Genomic DNA, 17,711 nt, shown 5'->3' with positions numbered 1-17,711 from the left:
AAACAGAAAATCATTTTTACTTTTTTAATTTTTCGTACTCCTTTGTTTGTCAGTATGTTAGTTGATGTAATGTGGAGGTCTTTTTTTGGAAGAAGTAAACTTTTGATTTTCATTAAATGAGGTTTTTTTTTGTGTTTTTTAGGTAGTGTTCTGGTTATGTCGCTTTTAATTTATAACAAAATTTCAAAAAGAACTTTCTTTTTTAGTAATAGTGTCTTTTCCTATACTTTTGGTTTGCATATAGTTTATTTTTTTTGAACTATTGCGATTTTTTTTATATTTCCTGCCAGTACTATGGTAGAGAGAAATCTATCATGAAAGTATGTCTTCGCGCTTGTGTATGCGTTTTTCAATTTTGTTTAATTGTCAGTGTGGGAGTTCTCAGTGCGGCTCCAACTCAGCAGTTGTTTTTCGGCCATTATTGTGCAGATCTACATACAGTATTGAAATCTGGAATCGATTGTGATGAAGCTTTTTCAGCATTTGTAGAACGTGTAATTTCTGAAAAAACAATGTTATCTCCTAGAGATTGGGAAACTATAGCATCACTAACGCGTCAGTACGTACAGGTGAAAATAAAACAAGACGATAGATCGACAAGTAAAGATATAGTAAGAAAATTATTATCCGTAGTTACAATTCCTCCTCATATCAGATCTGAAATACGTCTTGCTTGGCAGAGATTGAATCCCGATGGTGTTTCTCTTAGGGATTTGATAACACAATTTCATAATATTGGCAGTGGTAGAGAAACTTTAGAGGATAATCTTCTTCTTCAGCTCTATAGTATGACTTTACACAGTAGTTATGAGGATCGAAAACAAGAGATTCTTATAATGAAGGAACGAGGAAATTACGATGAAGCTTTAAGATTGTGTGAGAAACTTTCTCATAGTGTTGAAGCAGGTGCGTGTAGTCCCCATCCTGATGTCATTGATATAGAGAAGATTTTTTTAAGGAAAATGGTCTTAGGATTGGAAATTGAGAAAGCACGAGAGACTAAGGCTTCCTGTGAATCTTTATTATTACCCTATTGTCAGGCTGAAAAAGATTACGCGCAATCTATTGATAAATTAGTATCGAGGATAGCACGGGGAGAAGTACAGCGTGCTCATGAAGTTGATGTACTTCTTCTTGCTCATGCTTTGTATACACTTCCATGGAATCAACAAGAAGGCATTCGCGAATTAGAAGTTCTTATAGATCATGGAAACTATTTACAATCGACATTACTTTATTATGGTTACTTTTCATTATTAGAAATCTATCATCAAATCAAAAATTTCTCAGCTATGCAGAGACTACTAGTAGCTGGAGAATCTATATTTGTTTTGGAACATGCTTATTTCCCAGAATATAGTTTTTTCCTGGGTTGCTATAGCTATGAAAAACAAGATTTCATAAAATCTCGAGAAATTTTCTTATCTATTTTAGATCATGCTACTAGATTAGGAGTGACTTTAGCTCGAGTATATGAATATTTAGGATGTATTTATTGCCGACAACAACAGTACGGCGAAGCTGAGGATTTTTTTCTTAGGGCTTATAAAAGTTGGAGTCGTGAAGAGGCAGGTTTAGGATTATTTCTTACCTATGCTCTTCAAAAAAAAATAGATTCTTGTAAAGAGTTCTCCTCTAAATCCCATTTTTCATTTCTATATTGTAGGATTCTCAAATCTCTAGATGCGTTATTTATAAAAGAAGATCATGGATCTTCGTCTAATATTGTTAAAGTCTGTGAATCATTAAAGGGTAACAGTAGAATATCCATTGAGGATATCTATCATTATTTTATCTATGATATGATACAGCGTTATAAGATTCATAATGACAGCCCTATACTTTCCCTCATTAACTTACACATAGATCTAGCTGAACAAAACTATTTAGAAAAAGCCAAAGAGAGAGAGGCGGACAGTGAATATAGTAGAGCTTTAACTTTATGGTTGGCATTTCGTCGTGGAGAACTATCTAAAGAAGTATCTTCTGCCATTGAGATAGGCCCATCTGCACCATTAGAAGATCTTGCGAAATGTTGCTTTTCTTCTCTATATTACAAAAATACAGAATCTAGTGCGTCGTTAACAACTGTCTTTTCTCAAGAACGTTCTTCGCTACAATCTACTATTAGGTTAGTTTGGGCATTAACAAGAAAGTGTAGAGAGAATCTAGAGCTTTATTGCGATAATCTAGATCTTCGTTTGTATGGAGATCGTTTGTATCTTCTTGCCTATGATATAGAAGACTATCTTTCGGGGAAAGATACCGCTCTATTTCATTTGTCTCGTTTCCAAGAACTCTTTCCTCATTCTTCATTATTATCTTTGGTTTATTATCTTCAAGGATATATGGAATCCTCTCTAATTAGAAAAATTAGTTGGTTTATCAAAGCTTTAGATGAATTTTCAGAAGTCACCTTATCCGGAGAAAATGCTAAAGCTTGGACATATATATACTATACTTTGAAGTTGGATCTTGCTGATGCTTATCTTGCATTCGGAAATACTTCGCGAGCCATTGAGGTTTTTGAAGAGATAAAAGGAGATTGGCAAACACCTAAGCATCCGCAGGTGATCCTTATTGAAGAAATTACCAATCGCGTAGCCATGGAAATGCGTTGGGTATCCGGACTCGCTTGCGCTTATGAGAAACTTAATGAAAAAGAAAAACTGACTCAGCATCTCCTGGATCATATTGAAAAAAGATTACTCGAAATGTCTCCACGACGGGAATATTTCGGAGAGATGTTAACCACAACGCTTTCTCTTTGTGAACGTTTCCTTCCTTTAAATGGAAGCGACAACACGATAAGCTGAAGCTACACATCTATTTAATCCTGGTCCTGAAAAATTCTGTCCTACAATTTTTAAATTATGAGGAATGGAAGGAAGTATTTGATTTTTCATTTCCAGAAATCCTACGCAATGTTGGGGGAGACCCTCTTCTGGAGAGAATAATGAAAATACATCTGGTTTCGTAGAAATTCCCAAATATTCAGAAATTGCTGCTAAAGAAAAAGCATAAGCTTCTTCATCATGCCAACGATCTTCTACTAATAATGAGATGACTGTTTTCCCAGGCATCTGTTGGGGGAAGACTTCAGTATTATAGACAATACCGAGTAATGGAGGTTCATCTGCTAAGAGCATCCCATAACCTTTCGGAATAGAAGGAGGATTTTTATCCCATCCTAAGGTTATACAAGAAAGATCCCAATGAAGTATTTTATTGGAGAGGTTCTGGATGCCAGGAATATCAATAAGAGAGGGAAGGGTAGTTGTAGGCCCTGTATAGATTGCTAAATCTGCTGAGAATGTTTCTTTTGTAGTTGATACTACAACTTCCTTGGGGAAACAATCTATCTTTGTTACAGGTGAAGAGAATTTCCATTTGGCTGGGATTTTCTTCACTAAAGTATCAATAAGAATACCTAAATTCGGACGTAGAGAGGCAAGATAAGGAGTATCTTTATTTTGTTTCTTCGAAAATTCTTTCAGATAACTGCGTAATATAGATCCCGTTTTTGCTTCGCGTTGAGAAAGAGTCGGAAAAGCCATATGCGCAGAAAGTACATCACTATGCCCTGCACGAATTGCTGTAACAACGGGATTTAACACATTATGAATAAGACTTGTTGTACTGTGACGACGTAAAAAATCATAAACAGAACTATCTTTTGTATATCGGGAGGCGAAGAGATCTTTGACCATGGCAAAGGGTAAGCCCTCTTTTATCAATGTCCAGGGAGAGACTTTGCGAGTTTTTCCTTTGTAGCGGATGAAACGTTTTTTCGCTGTTTTATCACTGGCTATGAGGCAATCTTGTAATTCTAGATCATGGATTAATCCGAGAGTATACTCTCCCTCTCCCCGTACTAAAAAACCTTTGGGACCGAGATCCAAAGGGAAATCTTTTTGATGATCTGTATAGATAAGCCCTCCAGGACGATCTGCCTTATCTATAATTATAAGTTCGCTATTAGGGAATTTTCTATGTAACCACCATGCTGTGGCTAATCCTGAAATTCCCGCTCCTATAACAATAACTTTTCTCATATAGATCGTGAAAACCTAGGGCTAGAAGAAAGAGTTTTTAAGAAATAAGCATCAAAAGCTGTAGCGATTACACGTACAAACAGCTCTCCTAGAGGAGTTACAGTAAGAAAAGAAGAGCTATTTTGGATCAATCCTGTCGTTGCCATGCCATCTATCCGTTCTTGACTTTCGGAAAAATACTCATCAAAATGATAGCCAAAAAGATCTGAGAATTCTTCTTTAGATACGACAAATGTACACATAAGCTTATGGATTACCCATTTTCTTATTCTATCATCTTCTGAGAGAATCTTACTTTTAATCGTTGCTAGAGATCCTGCAAGGATCTGCTCATGGTATGATTCTAGAGTTTTTGCATTTTGTAAATATATACCGCGGATAAAACTTGTTGATGTCATACCTAACCCTATAAGATCTTCTTCTGGAGGTAGGGAATATCCTTGGAAATTACGAATTAGAGTTTTGTTTTTAAAGGCTATGCTTAAGGGATCTTCAGGTAGTGAAAAATGATCTAGACCAATTGCTTGGTATCCCGACTTTGTTAATGTATGTCGTGCATAAGAATATATAGCGAATTTTTCCTCCATAGAAGGCATATCACTTTCTTTCATAGCTTTTTGATGAGGCTTTATCCATGGAACAGAGGCAAATGAAAACAACGCTAGTCGATCGGGACGCATCTGTAAAATATCAGCGATTGTTTGTGTGAATGTTACTTTCGTTTGCTTGGGGAGACCATATATCAAATCTATATTTATACTCTCAAAACCTAGTTCTCGAAACTTCTGATAGGCATGCAGAGATTCTTCGTGGCTTTGTCGTCGTCGTACAGCTTCTTGAACAGCAGCTTGTGTATCTTGAACTCCTAGGCTTACACGGTTAAATCCTAATGACTGGATAAATTCAGCTTTTTCACTATCATTCCTTAAAGAACGAGGGTCAAATTCAATAGCAATTTCTTCAACTTCAGAAAGATCAAATAAACGATGGATATGAAAAAATAACTTCTCGAATAGTACTCTAGATAGCCGGCTTGGAGTTCCTCCTCCAAAATGAATCCGTGAAGTTTTCCGTTTTCCTCCTAAAAGAGTATGGACAAGTTCCATTTCTTTAATAAGAGTAGAGATATAATCTTCTACAATATCTTCACGACGATTGATTACTACAGAGCATCCGCAATACAGACACATAGACTGACAGAAAGGAATATGGAAATATAGTGATAGCGGACGGTCATCTTCCTGGAGACGTTCAAAAGCAAGATATGCAGGATTAGCATCGGATGATTTCCATTCTAAAGCTGTTGGATAGCTTGTGTATCTCGGTGCAGGTTGATGGAGACCTTCTAAGAAGTTGAAATTGACGTTAAACATAATACCGCAGCTTGGACGTTTTCTAAGGGAGTTTCAGGAAGAATGCCATGGCCTGAATTGAAAATATAGTTAGGTTGATATTTCAAAGTGGTAAGGTATTTTTCAAGATGAGCGAGAAGTTCATCTTGAGGAAGTAGAAATAGTGCAGGATCGATATTTCCTTGTAAAGATCCTGGATTTGCAACTGTTTTATAGATCTTATTAAGATTCACATGATAGTCAGGATGTAATGTGTCCGCACCCGTAGAATAGAGATCTAAAAAGTTTTCATCGAAACAGCGGCAAAATAAACTTATAGGGGAGGAGACTTGCTGCTTTAATTGAGAAATGAGTCGTGTATTTGGTGTCGTCACATATTGGGAAAATAGTTCTGAGGGTAAACGCAAACTTGAAGATTCAAATAGCTGAATAGCCGAAGCTCCAGCATGAATTTGTTCCTTTAGATAAATGACTGTTCCTTCTGTTAATTTTTTAAGCAAAGTATCGAATCTTTCAGGATATTGATAAAGAAACGCCATCGTTTTCGGGAAATCTTTAGAAGCCCCTCCATCTAAAAGATAACTTGCCATAGTGAAAGGGGATGCGGCGAAAGCGATTAAAGGAACTTTTAAACGCTTCACAAGATTTCTAATTGCTTCAAGAAGATAGGAAAATGTTTCTTGGGGATCTTTTGTGAAAATCAGTTCTTGATCAGGAGAAAATGAGATTTGTGGTCCGGGAGTGAAATCATAAGAGATGTTAAAACCGTCTAATAATGAAAGAATATCAGCAAAAAGAATCGCTGCATCTACTTTTAGTAAACTCGGTCCTAAAAGAGTTGCTTCAGTAATTGCTTCCGTATTATGAAAAAGGGCTTTTAATGTTTGCGAGCCCTTGAGTTCTTTATATTGAGGCATGTATCTTCCTACCTGTCGTAAAAACCATACAGGTGGCCGTGTAGTTTTTGGCTTTATAACGTCGTAAAATCCCGACATAATGCCTCCTTAACTAGGGGTTTTTAGAGGAAAAGCTTTTTCTATAGATTTTAAAACTTCAGATATTAGCAACTCTGGAGTTGGGGATAAAGAATACGGTAATGTTTTCTTTATTTGTTCTGTTTTTCCATGACATTGTTGAATGTACAAAGCATTTCCCGTACCTTTAATGCTAGAGATGTTGTGTTGTAGAGCAAACAAGCGTACTTGAGCTAGGGCAAATAACCATAGAACTTCTTCAGGAATAGGACCAAAGCGATCTCTCATTTCTTCTTTTATTAGTTCAAGCTGCTCAGTATCTTCGGCATTACCTATTTTCTGATAGAATTCTATACGCATAGACGCCAGATCAATATAGGTATCAGGAATACGTGATTTGTAAGGGAACTCTATCTTTACGTCGTCGTTAAATAACAGGGGCGAAGTATTACTTTTTAATGCGGCGACTGTTTTTTTCAATAGTTTGCAGTAGAGATTGAATCCGATTGCACTTATGTGACCTGATTGGTCTGTTCCTAAGATATTTCCTGCTCCACGAATTTCTAAATCATGAAGGGCGATTTTCATGCCCCCACCATATTCTTGTTTATTCAGAGCTTCTAAACGTTTTGCAGCGGGACCTGATAACCTATCTAAATGAGAAACTAAGAAATAACAATAGGCTTTTCTATTCCATCTTCCTACTCTACCTTTCATCTGATAAAGATCAGCCATACCAAACTTATCTGCTTGATCTACTAAAATGGTATTAGCATTAGGAATATCGATACCGTTTTCTATCAATGCTGTTGCGACAAGAATATTGATTTCCTGGTCTTTAAACTTTTGGAAAATAGAAGCTAATTCATCTGATGACATTTGTCCGTGAGCAACAGCAATACGTGCTTCAGGCACCAATGTTCGTATTGTATTCCCTAATCTAAAAATACTCTCAATACGGTTATGGATCACATAAGCTTGACCACCACGAAGTAATTCATGACGCAAGGCTGCTGATAATGTCTCTTCATTATGCTCTAAAACAAAAGTGGAAACAGGAAGCCTATCTAATGGAGGCATGGTAATTAAAGAGAGATCACGAGCTCCCGATAAAGACATGTACAATGTTCTGGGAATTGGTGTTGCAGATACTGTCAAGCAGTCTACAGTAGGATAACGTTCTTTTAGGAAGTCTTTGACTTTAACACCGAAACGCTGTTCTTCATCAATAATTAATAATCCAGGATTTTTAAATTCTAGATTTTTGTTTATTAGCTTGTGTGTCCCGATTAGGATGTCAATATCGCCTTTAGCAGTATCCTCAAAGATTTTTTTCATTGATTTCCTTTCGGAAAATCGTGAAAGAACAGCAATGTTTATGGGTAATCCTGCCATACGTTGTGAGAAAGTCTCATAATGTTGGTTTGCTAGAATTGTTGTAGGTACCATAACAATAACTTGTCGGTGACCGTCACAAACAGCTTTCACAGCGGCACGCATGATGACTTCCGTTTTCCCAAATCCGGCATCACCACAAATTAATCGATCCATCAATTTATCTGACATCATGTCAGAGTAAATTTGTTCAATGGCTTTTAATTGATCGGGAGTTTCCTCATAAGGAAAGTTTTCCGCGAATTTAATTACTTCCTCACCATGAGGAGGATAGATAAACGAAGGTATAGTAGAACGTTGTGCTTCGAGCTGAAGAAGTTTTTCAGCATAAAGTACGAGGGATTTCTCAGAGAGATCTCGAGATCTTTTCCATTTAGAACCATTTAGGTTGTGAAGATCAGGGGCTTTTTCAGATGCCCCTACGTAACGTGAAATTAGGTAAGCTTGATCAGAAGGTACATACAACCTAGCCTTATCAGCATATTCAAGAACCAGATAATCTGTTTCAATGTTTAAATGATTTGGTTTTTTTTCCATCCCGATAAATTTACCGATACCATTGTGAAGATGCACAACGGTCTCTCCAGGAACAGGAACAAAAACTTCTTCCGTGGTTACAGAAAAATAATTTCTCTGTTTTTGTCTTCTCAATACTTTTGTAGATGAAAATTCTGAAAGGGAAATCGCTGCAAATCTTTCTTCAACAAGAGCAAAGCTTGAAGAGAGATTCCCAGGTCTTTCGTAAATATGTATAGAATTTTCTGCTAGCGTTTCTACTAAAGCACGAGCTTCTTTTAGAGATTTTGCTTTTGTATTGTAAAGGGCCACATTAAAGGATTGGCCTTTATTAGGAATATATTCTTGAAGTTTTTTTAGAAAACCTAAAAGGGGATTTTCCTGTTCATCGATAGTTTCATTGGGATAAATAAATGGCGCAATGAGTCGAGAGGCTTTTATATGACGATGAAAGACTTCAATATTTACTTCATTGTTTTTAAGATTATGAACATTAGGGAAGCTTTTCTCTTCAAAGAAAATAGTAGGAGATTGGAAAGCGCGTTCACATAGGTCTGTAATCGATAAAAAGCGATTGGGTAACGAGGATAATGTTCCTGAAATTTCAGAAAAATCATCTTCTAACATCGTTAGGTTATCAAAGATAAGTCTTGGGGGTGTATTAAAATAATCCAATAGGCAGTGTGATAACACTTCTTTCCCTGAATCTTTTGTGGCTGGAGATATCGATAGCTTAGAAACTTTCCCTGTTGAAAGTTGATCGGAAGGATTAAAAGGACGTATGGAGATAATCTTTTCTCCCCAAAATTCTATCCGAAAAGGTTCTTGAGAAGACAGAGGGAAGATGTCGATAATTCCTCCCCTATACGCAAACTCTCCTTTATCACTTGCAAGGGTTTCATGGCGATAGCCCAAGTTTTTGCATAGATCGATCATCATTTCAGGATCTAGCATATCTCCAACTTGGATATCTAAATGTTGATGCGCGGTATCTTTTGGTGAGCGTGTTTTCTCTAATAAGGCTTTTAGAGTTGTTACGCAAAATAAAGGAGCTTTCTTTTCATATAATTCATAAAGAGTCTTATCGCGTTTGCCAACAGCATCAATATTAACAAGCTTAGGAGACAAGTCAATTTCTGATGAGGGGAACTCAACAGGAGGGGAGCCTAAGAACGAGGAAAGATCTTCAAAAAGATCATCAATACGAGAACGTGTAGTGATCATTACTACAGATTCTTCCCTCTCGCGGAAAAACTTGGCAGCTAAGAATCCGCGAGCTCCGGGACGGATATTTTCTATTAGTAATGGAATAGAGGCGTTAGTTATTTCAGATAAGAGAGGTAGATTTAAATTAACTGGGTCGAAATCCATTGCCATAAAGTATTATTTAATGCGTCTGCTTGTGGGAGATGATCAGCACTACCTTGTGCAAATATATCCTTTCCTCCCCAACGACCACCACAAGGTGTGAGTAATATTTTTAAAAGATCTTTAGCCTGTAGTCCTTGTTTAACAAGATCATCAGAAATTCGAGAAAAGATGATATATTTCCCATTTTTTTGAGTCGTCCATAAGGAAATTAAACGTGAGGGTATTTTCTGATGTAAGCAGTTAGCATACTGTTGTAGACGATGACTTTCTGATTCAGGTAAGTGATGAATCAAATAGGAAACATCTTCAACCTGTTGACGACGGTCAATAAGCTTATCCAATAGAGAATTAATAAGCTTATTCTCTAATTCAGAAATCTCTTTTGCTTGTTCTTTTTTCTCTTCTAGAATGTTTTGTAATTTATTCAGAATTTGATCTCGAGGAGATTGTAAGATAAGAGAAATTTCATTGAGATTCTCGTTGTCTTGATGTGCTAGAGTCTCAGCCTCTCTGCCTGTTACAGCTTCTATGCGGCGTATTCCTGTAGCTATAGCGTGTTCCTTAAGGATACGGAAATAACCGAGATCTCCTGTAAATTCTGCATGAGTTCCTCCACAAAGTTCATGAGAAAACCCTGCTGAGACTACGCGAACAATATCACTATACTTATCTCCAAAAAATTGTTTGATTTCTTTGGAATTCATAACATCAGAATACATAGCTTCACGAGTTTCCACACGATGATTTTCTCTGATCTTTTCATTAACTAAAAGTTCAATAGAAGCTAAATCTTCTGGAGCAATAGCTTTGGGATGAGTGAAATCTAAACGAATTTTTGAATCGTCAACATAAGATCCTGCTTGCCGAACATGATCACCAAGAGTCATCTCTAAAGCCTTATGTAGGAGATGACAGCCCGTATGATTATTGCCAATTTTCTTTCTACGAATACAATTTACTTGTGCAGTTATTGCTTGGTCTTGAGAAAGTTGTCCTTGGGAAACTTCTCCATGATGAATTATCATTCCTGCTTTTGGAGATGTTGTATGGCTAACAATAAATGTTCCATCAGAACAGAATATCTCTCCAGCATCTCCAATTTGGCCACCCTTTTCTGCATAGAAAGGAGTGACTTTTAAAATTAAGGCGCCTTTTTCTTTCTCTTTAAGTGAAGACACTCGTTTGCCATCACAAACTATTGCTTCAATAAATGTATCACAGGATAAGTCATTATAACCAATAAACTCTGAATTCTCTCCTAGGGATAATGCGTCATAAACTGCATCTGTAGAACTATGAGATTTGGTAATATTTTTTCGAGAACGCTCTTTGGCTTCCTCTTCTAATTGATAAAAGGTTTCCATATCTACGGAGAAATCGTAATCTTTAGCTAATAAAGCGATTTCATCAAGGGGTAACCCATAAGTGTCTTTTAATTTGAAGGCGTCCTCCCCAGAAATGATAGAGGATGACGATGATGATTTGAGTACCTGTTGGAGTAAGTTCCCACCACGATGAAGAGATTTAAAGTAATTCTCTTCTTCCATAGTCATAACTTCTTGAATTTGAGATAGAGATAGGCGTAATTCAGGATAAGCCTCTCCCATAGCATCAACTAAAGAAGGGACAATTTCTGCTAAGAAAGGTTTGGTAAACCCTAAACGTTTCCCATAATTTACGGATCTTCTTAAAATTTTTCTTAATACATAACCACGTTCTGTGTTTCCAGGAAGCAAACCATCAGCAATAGCAAAAGATAATGAGCGTGTGTGATCTGCAATGACTCTAAAAGCAGAACCTAAAGCTTGGTCTGCGTGATAAGTTTTCCCTGATAATTCTTCTGTTTTTGAGATAAGAAGACGTAGAACATCGGCTTCAAAAACTGTATCTGTCCCAGAAATAATAGAAACCAGGCGTTCTAAACCTGCGCCTGTATCGACATGTTTGCTAGGTAAAGCTAATAGAGAACCCTCAGCTGTACGATTGAATTCCATGAAAACAAGGTTCCAATATTCTAAAAAGCGTTCACCTTCAGCATCTTCTAAGGGAGAGGTGGCCTTACCAAACTTTTCGCCACGATCAAAAAGAAGTTCAGAACAGTATCCACAAGGACCGGTTTCTGCCATACTCCAGAAGTTGTCCTTATCAGTTAATCTGAAAATACGCTCTGAGGGGAGATGCTTTTCCCAAAGAGCAAAAGCTTCATCATCTTTTTCATGAACAGTCGCATAAATAAAATCAGGATCGAAATTAAATACAGATAGAGATACTTCCCAGGCAAAAGCAATTGCTTGCTCTTTAAAATAATCACCAAAAGAAAAATTGCCCAACATTTCGAAGAAAGTAAGATGACGAGATGTATGTCCAACATTATCGAGGTCATTATGCTTGCCTCCCGCACGGATACATTTTTGAGAAGTGGTGGCTCGCGAATAGCTCACAGTTTCCTTGTTTAAAAAAATATCCTTAAATTGGTTCATTCCTGCGTTGGTAAAAAGAATTGAAGGGTCATTATGAGGGAAGACGGGGGAAGAAGGAACGATAGTGTGGTGGCGATTAGCGTAAAATTTTAAAAAATTAGATCGAAGAGTGTTACTTAACATAAGAAATGACTTTGTAATGTCAAAAATGTTGAACTTGCTCTAATTATATGGGAGAGATTGATTTTAGTCTCTAATACTGTCCTAAGAAAGATTTTTTTTGTTTTTAAGTGTAGACAAATGTTTTGTTCAGTTGAGATAAATCAGTGTGCAATTGACGTATAAGAGTTATGAAAGCGTATATGAATTGAGGAGTCTTGCTTTTTGGTAATGCATGCCCTATAATTTTGATCTTTGTATTCTTGTGAAGCACTTTTAGGTCCGACAAATGGTGAACAGAGAAGTAGATATAGATATCTTAGAAAAGATCTCAGGAACTCTTAAACAGTTAAGCATAGAGATCATTCAAAAAGCTGGTTCTGGTCATCCGGGATTGCCTTTAGGTTGTGCGGAACTTGCCGCATACTTATATAGTTATGTTTTGAGACATAATCCCAAAGATCCTTTATGGATTGATAGAGACCGGTTTGTTTTATCAGCAGGACACGGCTCGGCTTTATTATATGCCTGTCTTCATCTTGCTGGATACGATGTTTCTTTAGAAGATCTCCAGCAATTTCGTCAGTTACATTCACGGACTCCTGGTCATCCGGAATTTGGAGAAACAGAGGGTGTTGAAGCTACTACAGGACCTTTGGGTCAGGGTTTAGGCAATGCCGTAGGTATGGCTTTATCTATGAAAATGCTTCAAGTCCGTTTTAATCGACCTGAGCATGAAATTTTCAATGGTAAAGTCTATTGTTTATCTGGTGATGGATGCATGATGGAAGGCGTTAGCCATGAAGTCTGTAGTTTAGCAGGAACCTTAGGTTTAGATAATCTCGTAGTTATATATGATTACAATAATATTGTTTTAGATGGCTTCTTAGGGGAAGTAAGTTCTGAAGACGTAAAAAAACGTTTTGAATCTTACGGTTGGGAAGTTTATGAAATAGATGGGTATGATTTTCTCGCAATCCACGAAACATTTATAAAAATTAAACAATCACAGCAGCGTCCTGTATTGATAGTAGCTCATACAGTTATAGGTCATGGCTCTCCTAAAGAAGGAAGTCATAAGGCGCATGGGTCGCCTTTAGGAGAAGATGGAGTGGAGCAGACAAAACGTTTCTGGCATCTTCCTGAGGAAAAATTCTTTATTTCTCCTTTGGTGAAATCTTTCTTCTCCCATAAATTACAAGAAGATCGTAAAGTTCAAGAGGAATGGCAAGATGATTTCCGTGTTTGGTCACGTCAATTTCCTGATTTGCATCAAGAATTTCTTTCGCTAAAAGCTCCAATATCCTCAGAAAAATTAGAGACAATACTTGAAGGTGTAGAAATGCCAGAAGCTATAGCTGGCCGTGCTGCGTCTAACAAGATAATTCAAAATTTAGCTAAAAACATTCCTTCCCTTATTGGGGGATCTGCAGATCTATCAAGTTCAGATGGAACATGGATAGCAGATGCTAAAGATATTAATAGTCACGACTTCTCTGGTAGGAACATTAAGTACGGTGTTCGAGAATTTGGTATGGGGGCTATTATGAACGGTTTAGCCTATTCTCAAGTATTCCGACCTTTTGGGGGAACATTCTTAGTATTCTCTGATTACTTAAGGAATGCGATTCGTTTAGCAGCATTGGCAAAGTTACCTGTTATTTACCAATTTACTCATGATTCTATTTTCGTTGGAGAGGATGGTCCAACACATCAACCTATTGAGCAGATCATGTCATTAAGGGCAATTCCGGGTTTGCAAGTTATCCGTCCTGGAGATGCTAACGAAGTGAAAGGAGCTTGGCATGCAGCATTACGTTATCTCGGCCCCACGGCATTGATTCTTTCCCGGCAGAATTTACCTACTCTAGCGCAAACAAACAGACCGTTTAAAGAAGGTGTGGGGCGTGGAGCTTATATTGTTTTAAAAGAGACTCAAGGCAAGCCAGATTATACTTTATTTGCTACCGGATCAGAATTACACTTAGCTTTAGCTGTAGCTCAAGAGTTGATCTACCTAGATAAGAAAGTTCGTGTAATTTCCTTCCCCTGTTGGGAACTATTCGAACAACAAGATTTTGAATATCGAGAGAGTGTAATCGGCGGTGATTTGGGTTTAAGAGTATCTATAGAAGCAGGATCTGCATTGGGATGGTATAAATATATTGGTTCTAATGGTTTAGCCATTGCTATGGATAGATTTGGTTATTCGGGAGCTCCTGCTGATGTGGCAGAAGCTTGTGGATTTACTGCGGATTGTATTTTACAAAGGATACTTTCTCAGTAATCACTATCTGAGATCCCAGAATCTTTAGGCATAGTATCATCGGCCTCTCCGAGTTCCATATGAGGTAAGCCTTTTTGGGTTTTTGTAGGACGGCTTTTCAATACTGTGTCTAATTTTGTTACGACATCAATTCCTGTAGTGATATGGTCTTGGGTGTATGTCTTCAATACAAAATTTCCACTTTCCTTAGTCTTTATTCCTTCTTTTCTTAGCGGCAAATCTGAGATAACTAGTAGAGCCCCCATAGGAAGATTTCTTCTATAACCTGCGGAAAATAATGTAGCGCACTCCATTTCTATGGTTTGAGCTTTATTTTCATAAAGCTTCTTTCGAAATTCCTTATTGAATTCCCAAAAGCGGATATTTGTAGTATGGGTAATTCCGATATGGTAGCTGGATTTTTTCTCTTCTAGTATCTCTGTAATAGTTTTTTGAACCATAAAATTTGCTAAAGCAGGGACTTCCGGAGGGAAATAAATATCAGAAGTTCCTTCTCCTCGAATGCCAGCTATCGGCACAAAATAATCCCCAACTTGATAGTGTGAACGTAGTCCCCCACACATACCCAGCATTACAGCAGCCTTTATATTAGGAAGGAATGAACATAGGTCTACAGTTAAAGCTGCCCCAGGAGACCCCAACTTAAAATCAAGAATGGAAGCATTTACCTGAGGCGCGTGTGCTGCAGAAAACATTGATCCCTTTGAAATGGGTACTTGATAAGCTTCTGCAAATACATGAGTGTAATAAGCAAAGTTCGTTAAGAGCAGATAAGGACAAAATTCTTCAATAGTCGATCCAGAATAACGCTCCAGCATATCCTGAGCTATTTTTGATTCATTGATATTTGTGTCTTTTTGCTTGAACATACTTTTGCTCCCTAGTTTAACTAGATATTGTCGAGATCAAATAATAACTTGTTTTATACGGTGTATAGGAAAATTGCACGTTTAAACTAAAATCAATAATTTTTTGTTGATGTATGGACCTACGCCATACAAGACATTCTTCTGGACAAAGGAAAAGGTCCTAAGATAACATAAATGGGAGAATTTTAAGGATAAATGGCCCCATGGTTCGTGTAAGTACTAGTGAATTTCGTGTAGGATTAAGAATAGAAATAGATGGTCAACCCTATTTGATTTTGCAAAATGACTTTGTAAAACCAGGAAAAGGCCAAGCCTTCAACAGGATTAAGGTAAAGAATTTTTTGACTGGAAGAGTCATTGAAAGGACGTTTAAGTCTGGGGAATCTGTAGAAACCGCAGATGTACGAGAACAACAGATGCGTTTCCTTTACTCAGATCAAGAAGGAGCTACCTTCATGGATGATGAGACATTTGAACAAGAGATGATTTTCTGGGATAAAATAGAAAATATCCGTCAATGGTTATTAGAAGATACCATCTATACATTAGTCTTATACAACGGTAACGTTATCGGAGTAGAACCTCCAATTTTTATGGAACTTACTATCGCTGAAACAGCACCAGGTGTACGCGGAGATACGGCTTCAGGAAGAGTATTAAAACCAGCAGTGACAAATACAGGAGCAAAAATTATGGTTCCTATTTTCATTGAAGAGGGTGAAGTCGTTAAAATAGATACACGTACAGGGAGTTATGAATCTCGAGTTTCTAAGTAGTTGCTAGCTATAAGAAGTTCTATTGTGTAAAAAACACAATTTTTTTAGATTCCATAGTATGGAAACAAAAAAAATAAAAGAGCTGTCTGCAGAAGCAGAGCTACTTAAAAAATTACGAGATAAGGCTTTAGTTCTTGAAGAACAAAGGAAACGGAAAGTTTGGGTTGAAAAGCTTGTAGCTATGCCGGAATCTACTCGTGACATTTCTCATTGCGAAGTTCCAGATACTCCAGAGGTATTTCGAGTTGTCGCAGAAAAAATTTATGAAGAAGGTGTGTAGTTTTTCCACAGTTTCTTCTATTTTTCATCTTACTCTTTTTTTAAACTACCACGACTCCAGACTAGCTTCTATAGAGATCTCTAAAGGTTCTTTTGTATCCAAGAGATTTGTTATTACTGCAGTATAGACATGATACCCTTGGGGGTATAAGTCTATAATATGAAAACGTGCATTAGAGGGTAATGAGATAGAACCGCTATTTAAAATCATATTTGGTGCATGATCTTTACAGTTGTAAACTGCAGCTTGATGATTATGCCCGTGAAGATACAAACGTACATTAGTATACTTTTTCAGGACATGTTGTAAAAGTAGATGGTTAATTAAATCATGAGAAGGGTCTTTTGTAGGTAAAAGAGGATAATGATTAGCGATAATAATATTTTCTTTTGGAGGGAGGCTAAGAATGAAATTTTCTAAAACAGAAATTTGAGATGATTTTATCATGCCATTCGCTGAGAACCAACCATTCAAACAAGAACAATCTAATAAGACTAGCCACCAGTGGTCTATAAGTTTATTAAAAGAGATCTGCTCATTTTGCAATTGTGTATTAGGAAAGTATTGATAAAACGTTTGATGATTCAGTGCCTTCTGGGTATAAACGTCATGATTTCCAGGAAGTACGTAGACGGAAGCATGCTGTTCTAAGTTATTCACAAAATTTTGAGCAAGTAGGAACTCTGCATCCAAAGCTGTAAGAGAAAAATCTCCCGTAATACAAATGCTATCAGCTTGTAATTTTACAGCTAAATCAGGGAACCGTTCGGATATAGTTGATGATTGGAATGTAACACCACCAAATACTTGGCGTAATGCTCCTTTAAATCTTTTATTAAGACAGATTAATGGATTCTTGGGAAAGACACAAAAATGCACATCAGAAATATGAATGATACGATGAGCTTCTGAAGATTTGTTATGCATATCACCTGTTTCCCCAAGGATATCTTAATTTTAGAAGCGTAAGAGCTAATAAAAAAGAGAGCCTTTTTTCTATGCTAAACTACTTTTAAGATCCTTGTTCTTTTGCCATGAATCTTTAATAACAATTCGAGTTCTTTCCTCAAAGGGAGAGGAAATATAATTGTGAGATTTTATCTCCAAGAGAACAAAGATAACGTGATGTTCTAATATTTAGAAAGGGAGGGAACAGTGTTCTCATTCTAAAAATATTTCTGGGATAAAACACTAAAGTAGACATGGTACTGTGTTAGGATTTTCTTATTAACTGCTTTATTTAGAGATCTTATGAAG

The 17,711-nt window shown here is 36.9% G+C and carries 11 protein-coding genes; 4 read left to right on the top strand and 7 right to left on the bottom strand.

Annotated elements, in window-relative coordinates:
• The first annotated feature begins 314 nt into the window (after positions 1-314).
• Entirely contained in the window at positions 315-2,816 is a 2,502-nt protein-coding gene (locus H9Q19_RS01700; protein WP_213241662.1) for a tetratricopeptide repeat protein, read from the top strand.
• Here H9Q19_RS01700 and H9Q19_RS01695 read toward each other — a convergent pair.
• Genes H9Q19_RS01695 through alaS form a run of 5 tightly spaced genes read right to left on the bottom strand, consistent with a single transcriptional unit; the run spans position 2,787 to position 12,266 of the window.
• On the bottom strand, positions 2,787-4,055 hold the full coding sequence (locus H9Q19_RS01695; protein WP_213241660.1) for a protoporphyrinogen oxidase: 1,269 nt from the start codon (positions 4,053-4,055) through the stop codon (positions 2,787-2,789). The two genes, H9Q19_RS01700 and H9Q19_RS01695, sit on opposite strands and share 30 nt — an antisense overlap.
• Entirely contained in the window at positions 4,052-5,428 is a 1,377-nt protein-coding gene (hemN, locus tag H9Q19_RS01690) for an oxygen-independent coproporphyrinogen III oxidase (RefSeq protein ID WP_213241658.1), read from the bottom strand. The genes H9Q19_RS01695 and hemN overlap by 4 nt, the downstream gene beginning before the upstream one ends.
• Positions 5,401-6,402 carry a uroporphyrinogen decarboxylase gene (hemE, locus tag H9Q19_RS01685; protein ID WP_213241656.1) on the bottom strand — a complete coding sequence of 334 codons (1,002 nt, stop codon included), beginning with the start codon at positions 6,400-6,402 and terminating at the stop codon, positions 5,401-5,403. The genes hemN and hemE overlap by 28 nt, the downstream gene beginning before the upstream one ends.
• A gap of 9 nt (positions 6,403-6,411) precedes the next feature.
• Positions 6,412-9,669: a transcription-repair coupling factor gene (gene mfd, locus H9Q19_RS01680; protein WP_213241654.1), complete on the bottom strand. Its 3,258-nt coding sequence runs from the start codon at positions 9,667-9,669 to the stop codon at positions 6,412-6,414.
• Positions 9,639-12,266 (bottom strand): alanine--tRNA ligase, encoded by a 2,628-nt coding sequence (gene alaS, locus H9Q19_RS01675; RefSeq protein ID WP_213241652.1) that lies wholly within the window; start codon positions 12,264-12,266, stop codon positions 9,639-9,641. The genes mfd and alaS overlap by 31 nt, the downstream gene beginning before the upstream one ends.
• 265 nt (positions 12,267-12,531) lie before the next feature.
• Between alaS and tkt the strand changes: the two genes are divergently transcribed.
• Entirely contained in the window at positions 12,532-14,529 is a 1,998-nt protein-coding gene (gene tkt, locus H9Q19_RS01670; RefSeq protein WP_213241649.1) for a transketolase, read from the top strand.
• Here tkt and H9Q19_RS01665 read toward each other — a convergent pair.
• The gene (locus H9Q19_RS01665) at positions 14,523-15,398 is read right to left on the bottom strand and encodes an AMP nucleosidase (protein WP_213241597.1); all 876 of its coding nucleotides are present in this window, start codon (positions 15,396-15,398) and stop codon (positions 14,523-14,525) included. The genes tkt and H9Q19_RS01665 overlap by 7 nt on opposite strands.
• A gap of 203 nt (positions 15,399-15,601) precedes the next feature.
• Between H9Q19_RS01665 and efp the strand changes: the two genes are divergently transcribed.
• A complete protein-coding gene (efp, locus tag H9Q19_RS01660; RefSeq protein WP_011006828.1) occupies positions 15,602-16,174 on the top strand; it encodes an elongation factor P in 573 nt (190 codons plus the stop codon).
• A gap of 58 nt (positions 16,175-16,232) precedes the next feature.
• Positions 16,233-16,454, top strand: coding sequence for a hypothetical protein (locus tag H9Q19_RS01655; protein ID WP_213241595.1), 222 nt, complete (start codon positions 16,233-16,235; stop codon positions 16,452-16,454).
• 45 nt (positions 16,455-16,499) lie between these two features.
• Here H9Q19_RS01655 and H9Q19_RS01650 read toward each other — a convergent pair whose 3' ends face one another.
• On the bottom strand, positions 16,500-17,381 hold the full coding sequence (locus H9Q19_RS01650; RefSeq protein WP_213241593.1) for a metallophosphoesterase family protein: 882 nt from the start codon (positions 17,379-17,381) through the stop codon (positions 16,500-16,502).
• Between the last annotated feature and the right edge of the window lie 330 nt (positions 17,382-17,711).

It is taken from the genome of Chlamydia crocodili (genome assembly GCF_018343815.1).
GTDB classification, from domain to species: Bacteria; Chlamydiota; Chlamydiia; order Chlamydiales; family Chlamydiaceae; genus Chlamydia; species Chlamydia crocodili.
This window is presented reverse-complemented; position numbering and strand designations above follow the sequence as displayed.

What these genes read in the sequence shown, in the direction of transcription:
- H9Q19_RS01695 (WP_213241660.1), bottom strand. Translation starts at nt 4,055, where the DNA reads ATGAGAAAAGTTATTGTTATAGGAGCGGGAATTTCAGGATTAGCCACA.
- hemE (WP_213241656.1), bottom strand. Translation starts at nt 6,402, where the DNA reads ATGTCGGGATTTTACGACGTTATAAAGCCAAAAACTACACGGCCACCT.
- alaS (WP_213241652.1), bottom strand. Translation starts at nt 12,266, where the DNA reads ATGTTAAGTAACACTCTTCGATCTAATTTTTTAAAATTTTACGCTAAT.
- H9Q19_RS01650 (WP_213241593.1), bottom strand. Translation starts at nt 17,381, where the DNA reads ATGCATAACAAATCTTCAGAAGCTCATCGTATCATTCATATTTCTGAT.
- H9Q19_RS01700 (WP_213241662.1), top strand. Translation starts at nt 315, where the DNA reads ATGAAAGTATGTCTTCGCGCTTGTGTATGCGTTTTTCAATTTTGTTTA.
- hemN (WP_213241658.1), bottom strand. Translation starts at nt 5,428, where the DNA reads ATGTTTAACGTCAATTTCAACTTCTTAGAAGGTCTCCATCAACCTGCA.
- tkt (WP_213241649.1), top strand. Translation starts at nt 12,532, where the DNA reads ATGGTGAACAGAGAAGTAGATATAGATATCTTAGAAAAGATCTCAGGA.
- mfd (WP_213241654.1), bottom strand. Translation starts at nt 9,669, where the DNA reads ATGGCAATGGATTTCGACCCAGTTAATTTAAATCTACCTCTCTTATCT.
- H9Q19_RS01655 (WP_213241595.1), top strand. Translation starts at nt 16,233, where the DNA reads ATGGAAACAAAAAAAATAAAAGAGCTGTCTGCAGAAGCAGAGCTACTT.
- efp (WP_011006828.1), top strand. Translation starts at nt 15,602, where the DNA reads ATGGTTCGTGTAAGTACTAGTGAATTTCGTGTAGGATTAAGAATAGAA.
- H9Q19_RS01665 (WP_213241597.1), bottom strand. Translation starts at nt 15,398, where the DNA reads ATGTTCAAGCAAAAAGACACAAATATCAATGAATCAAAAATAGCTCAG.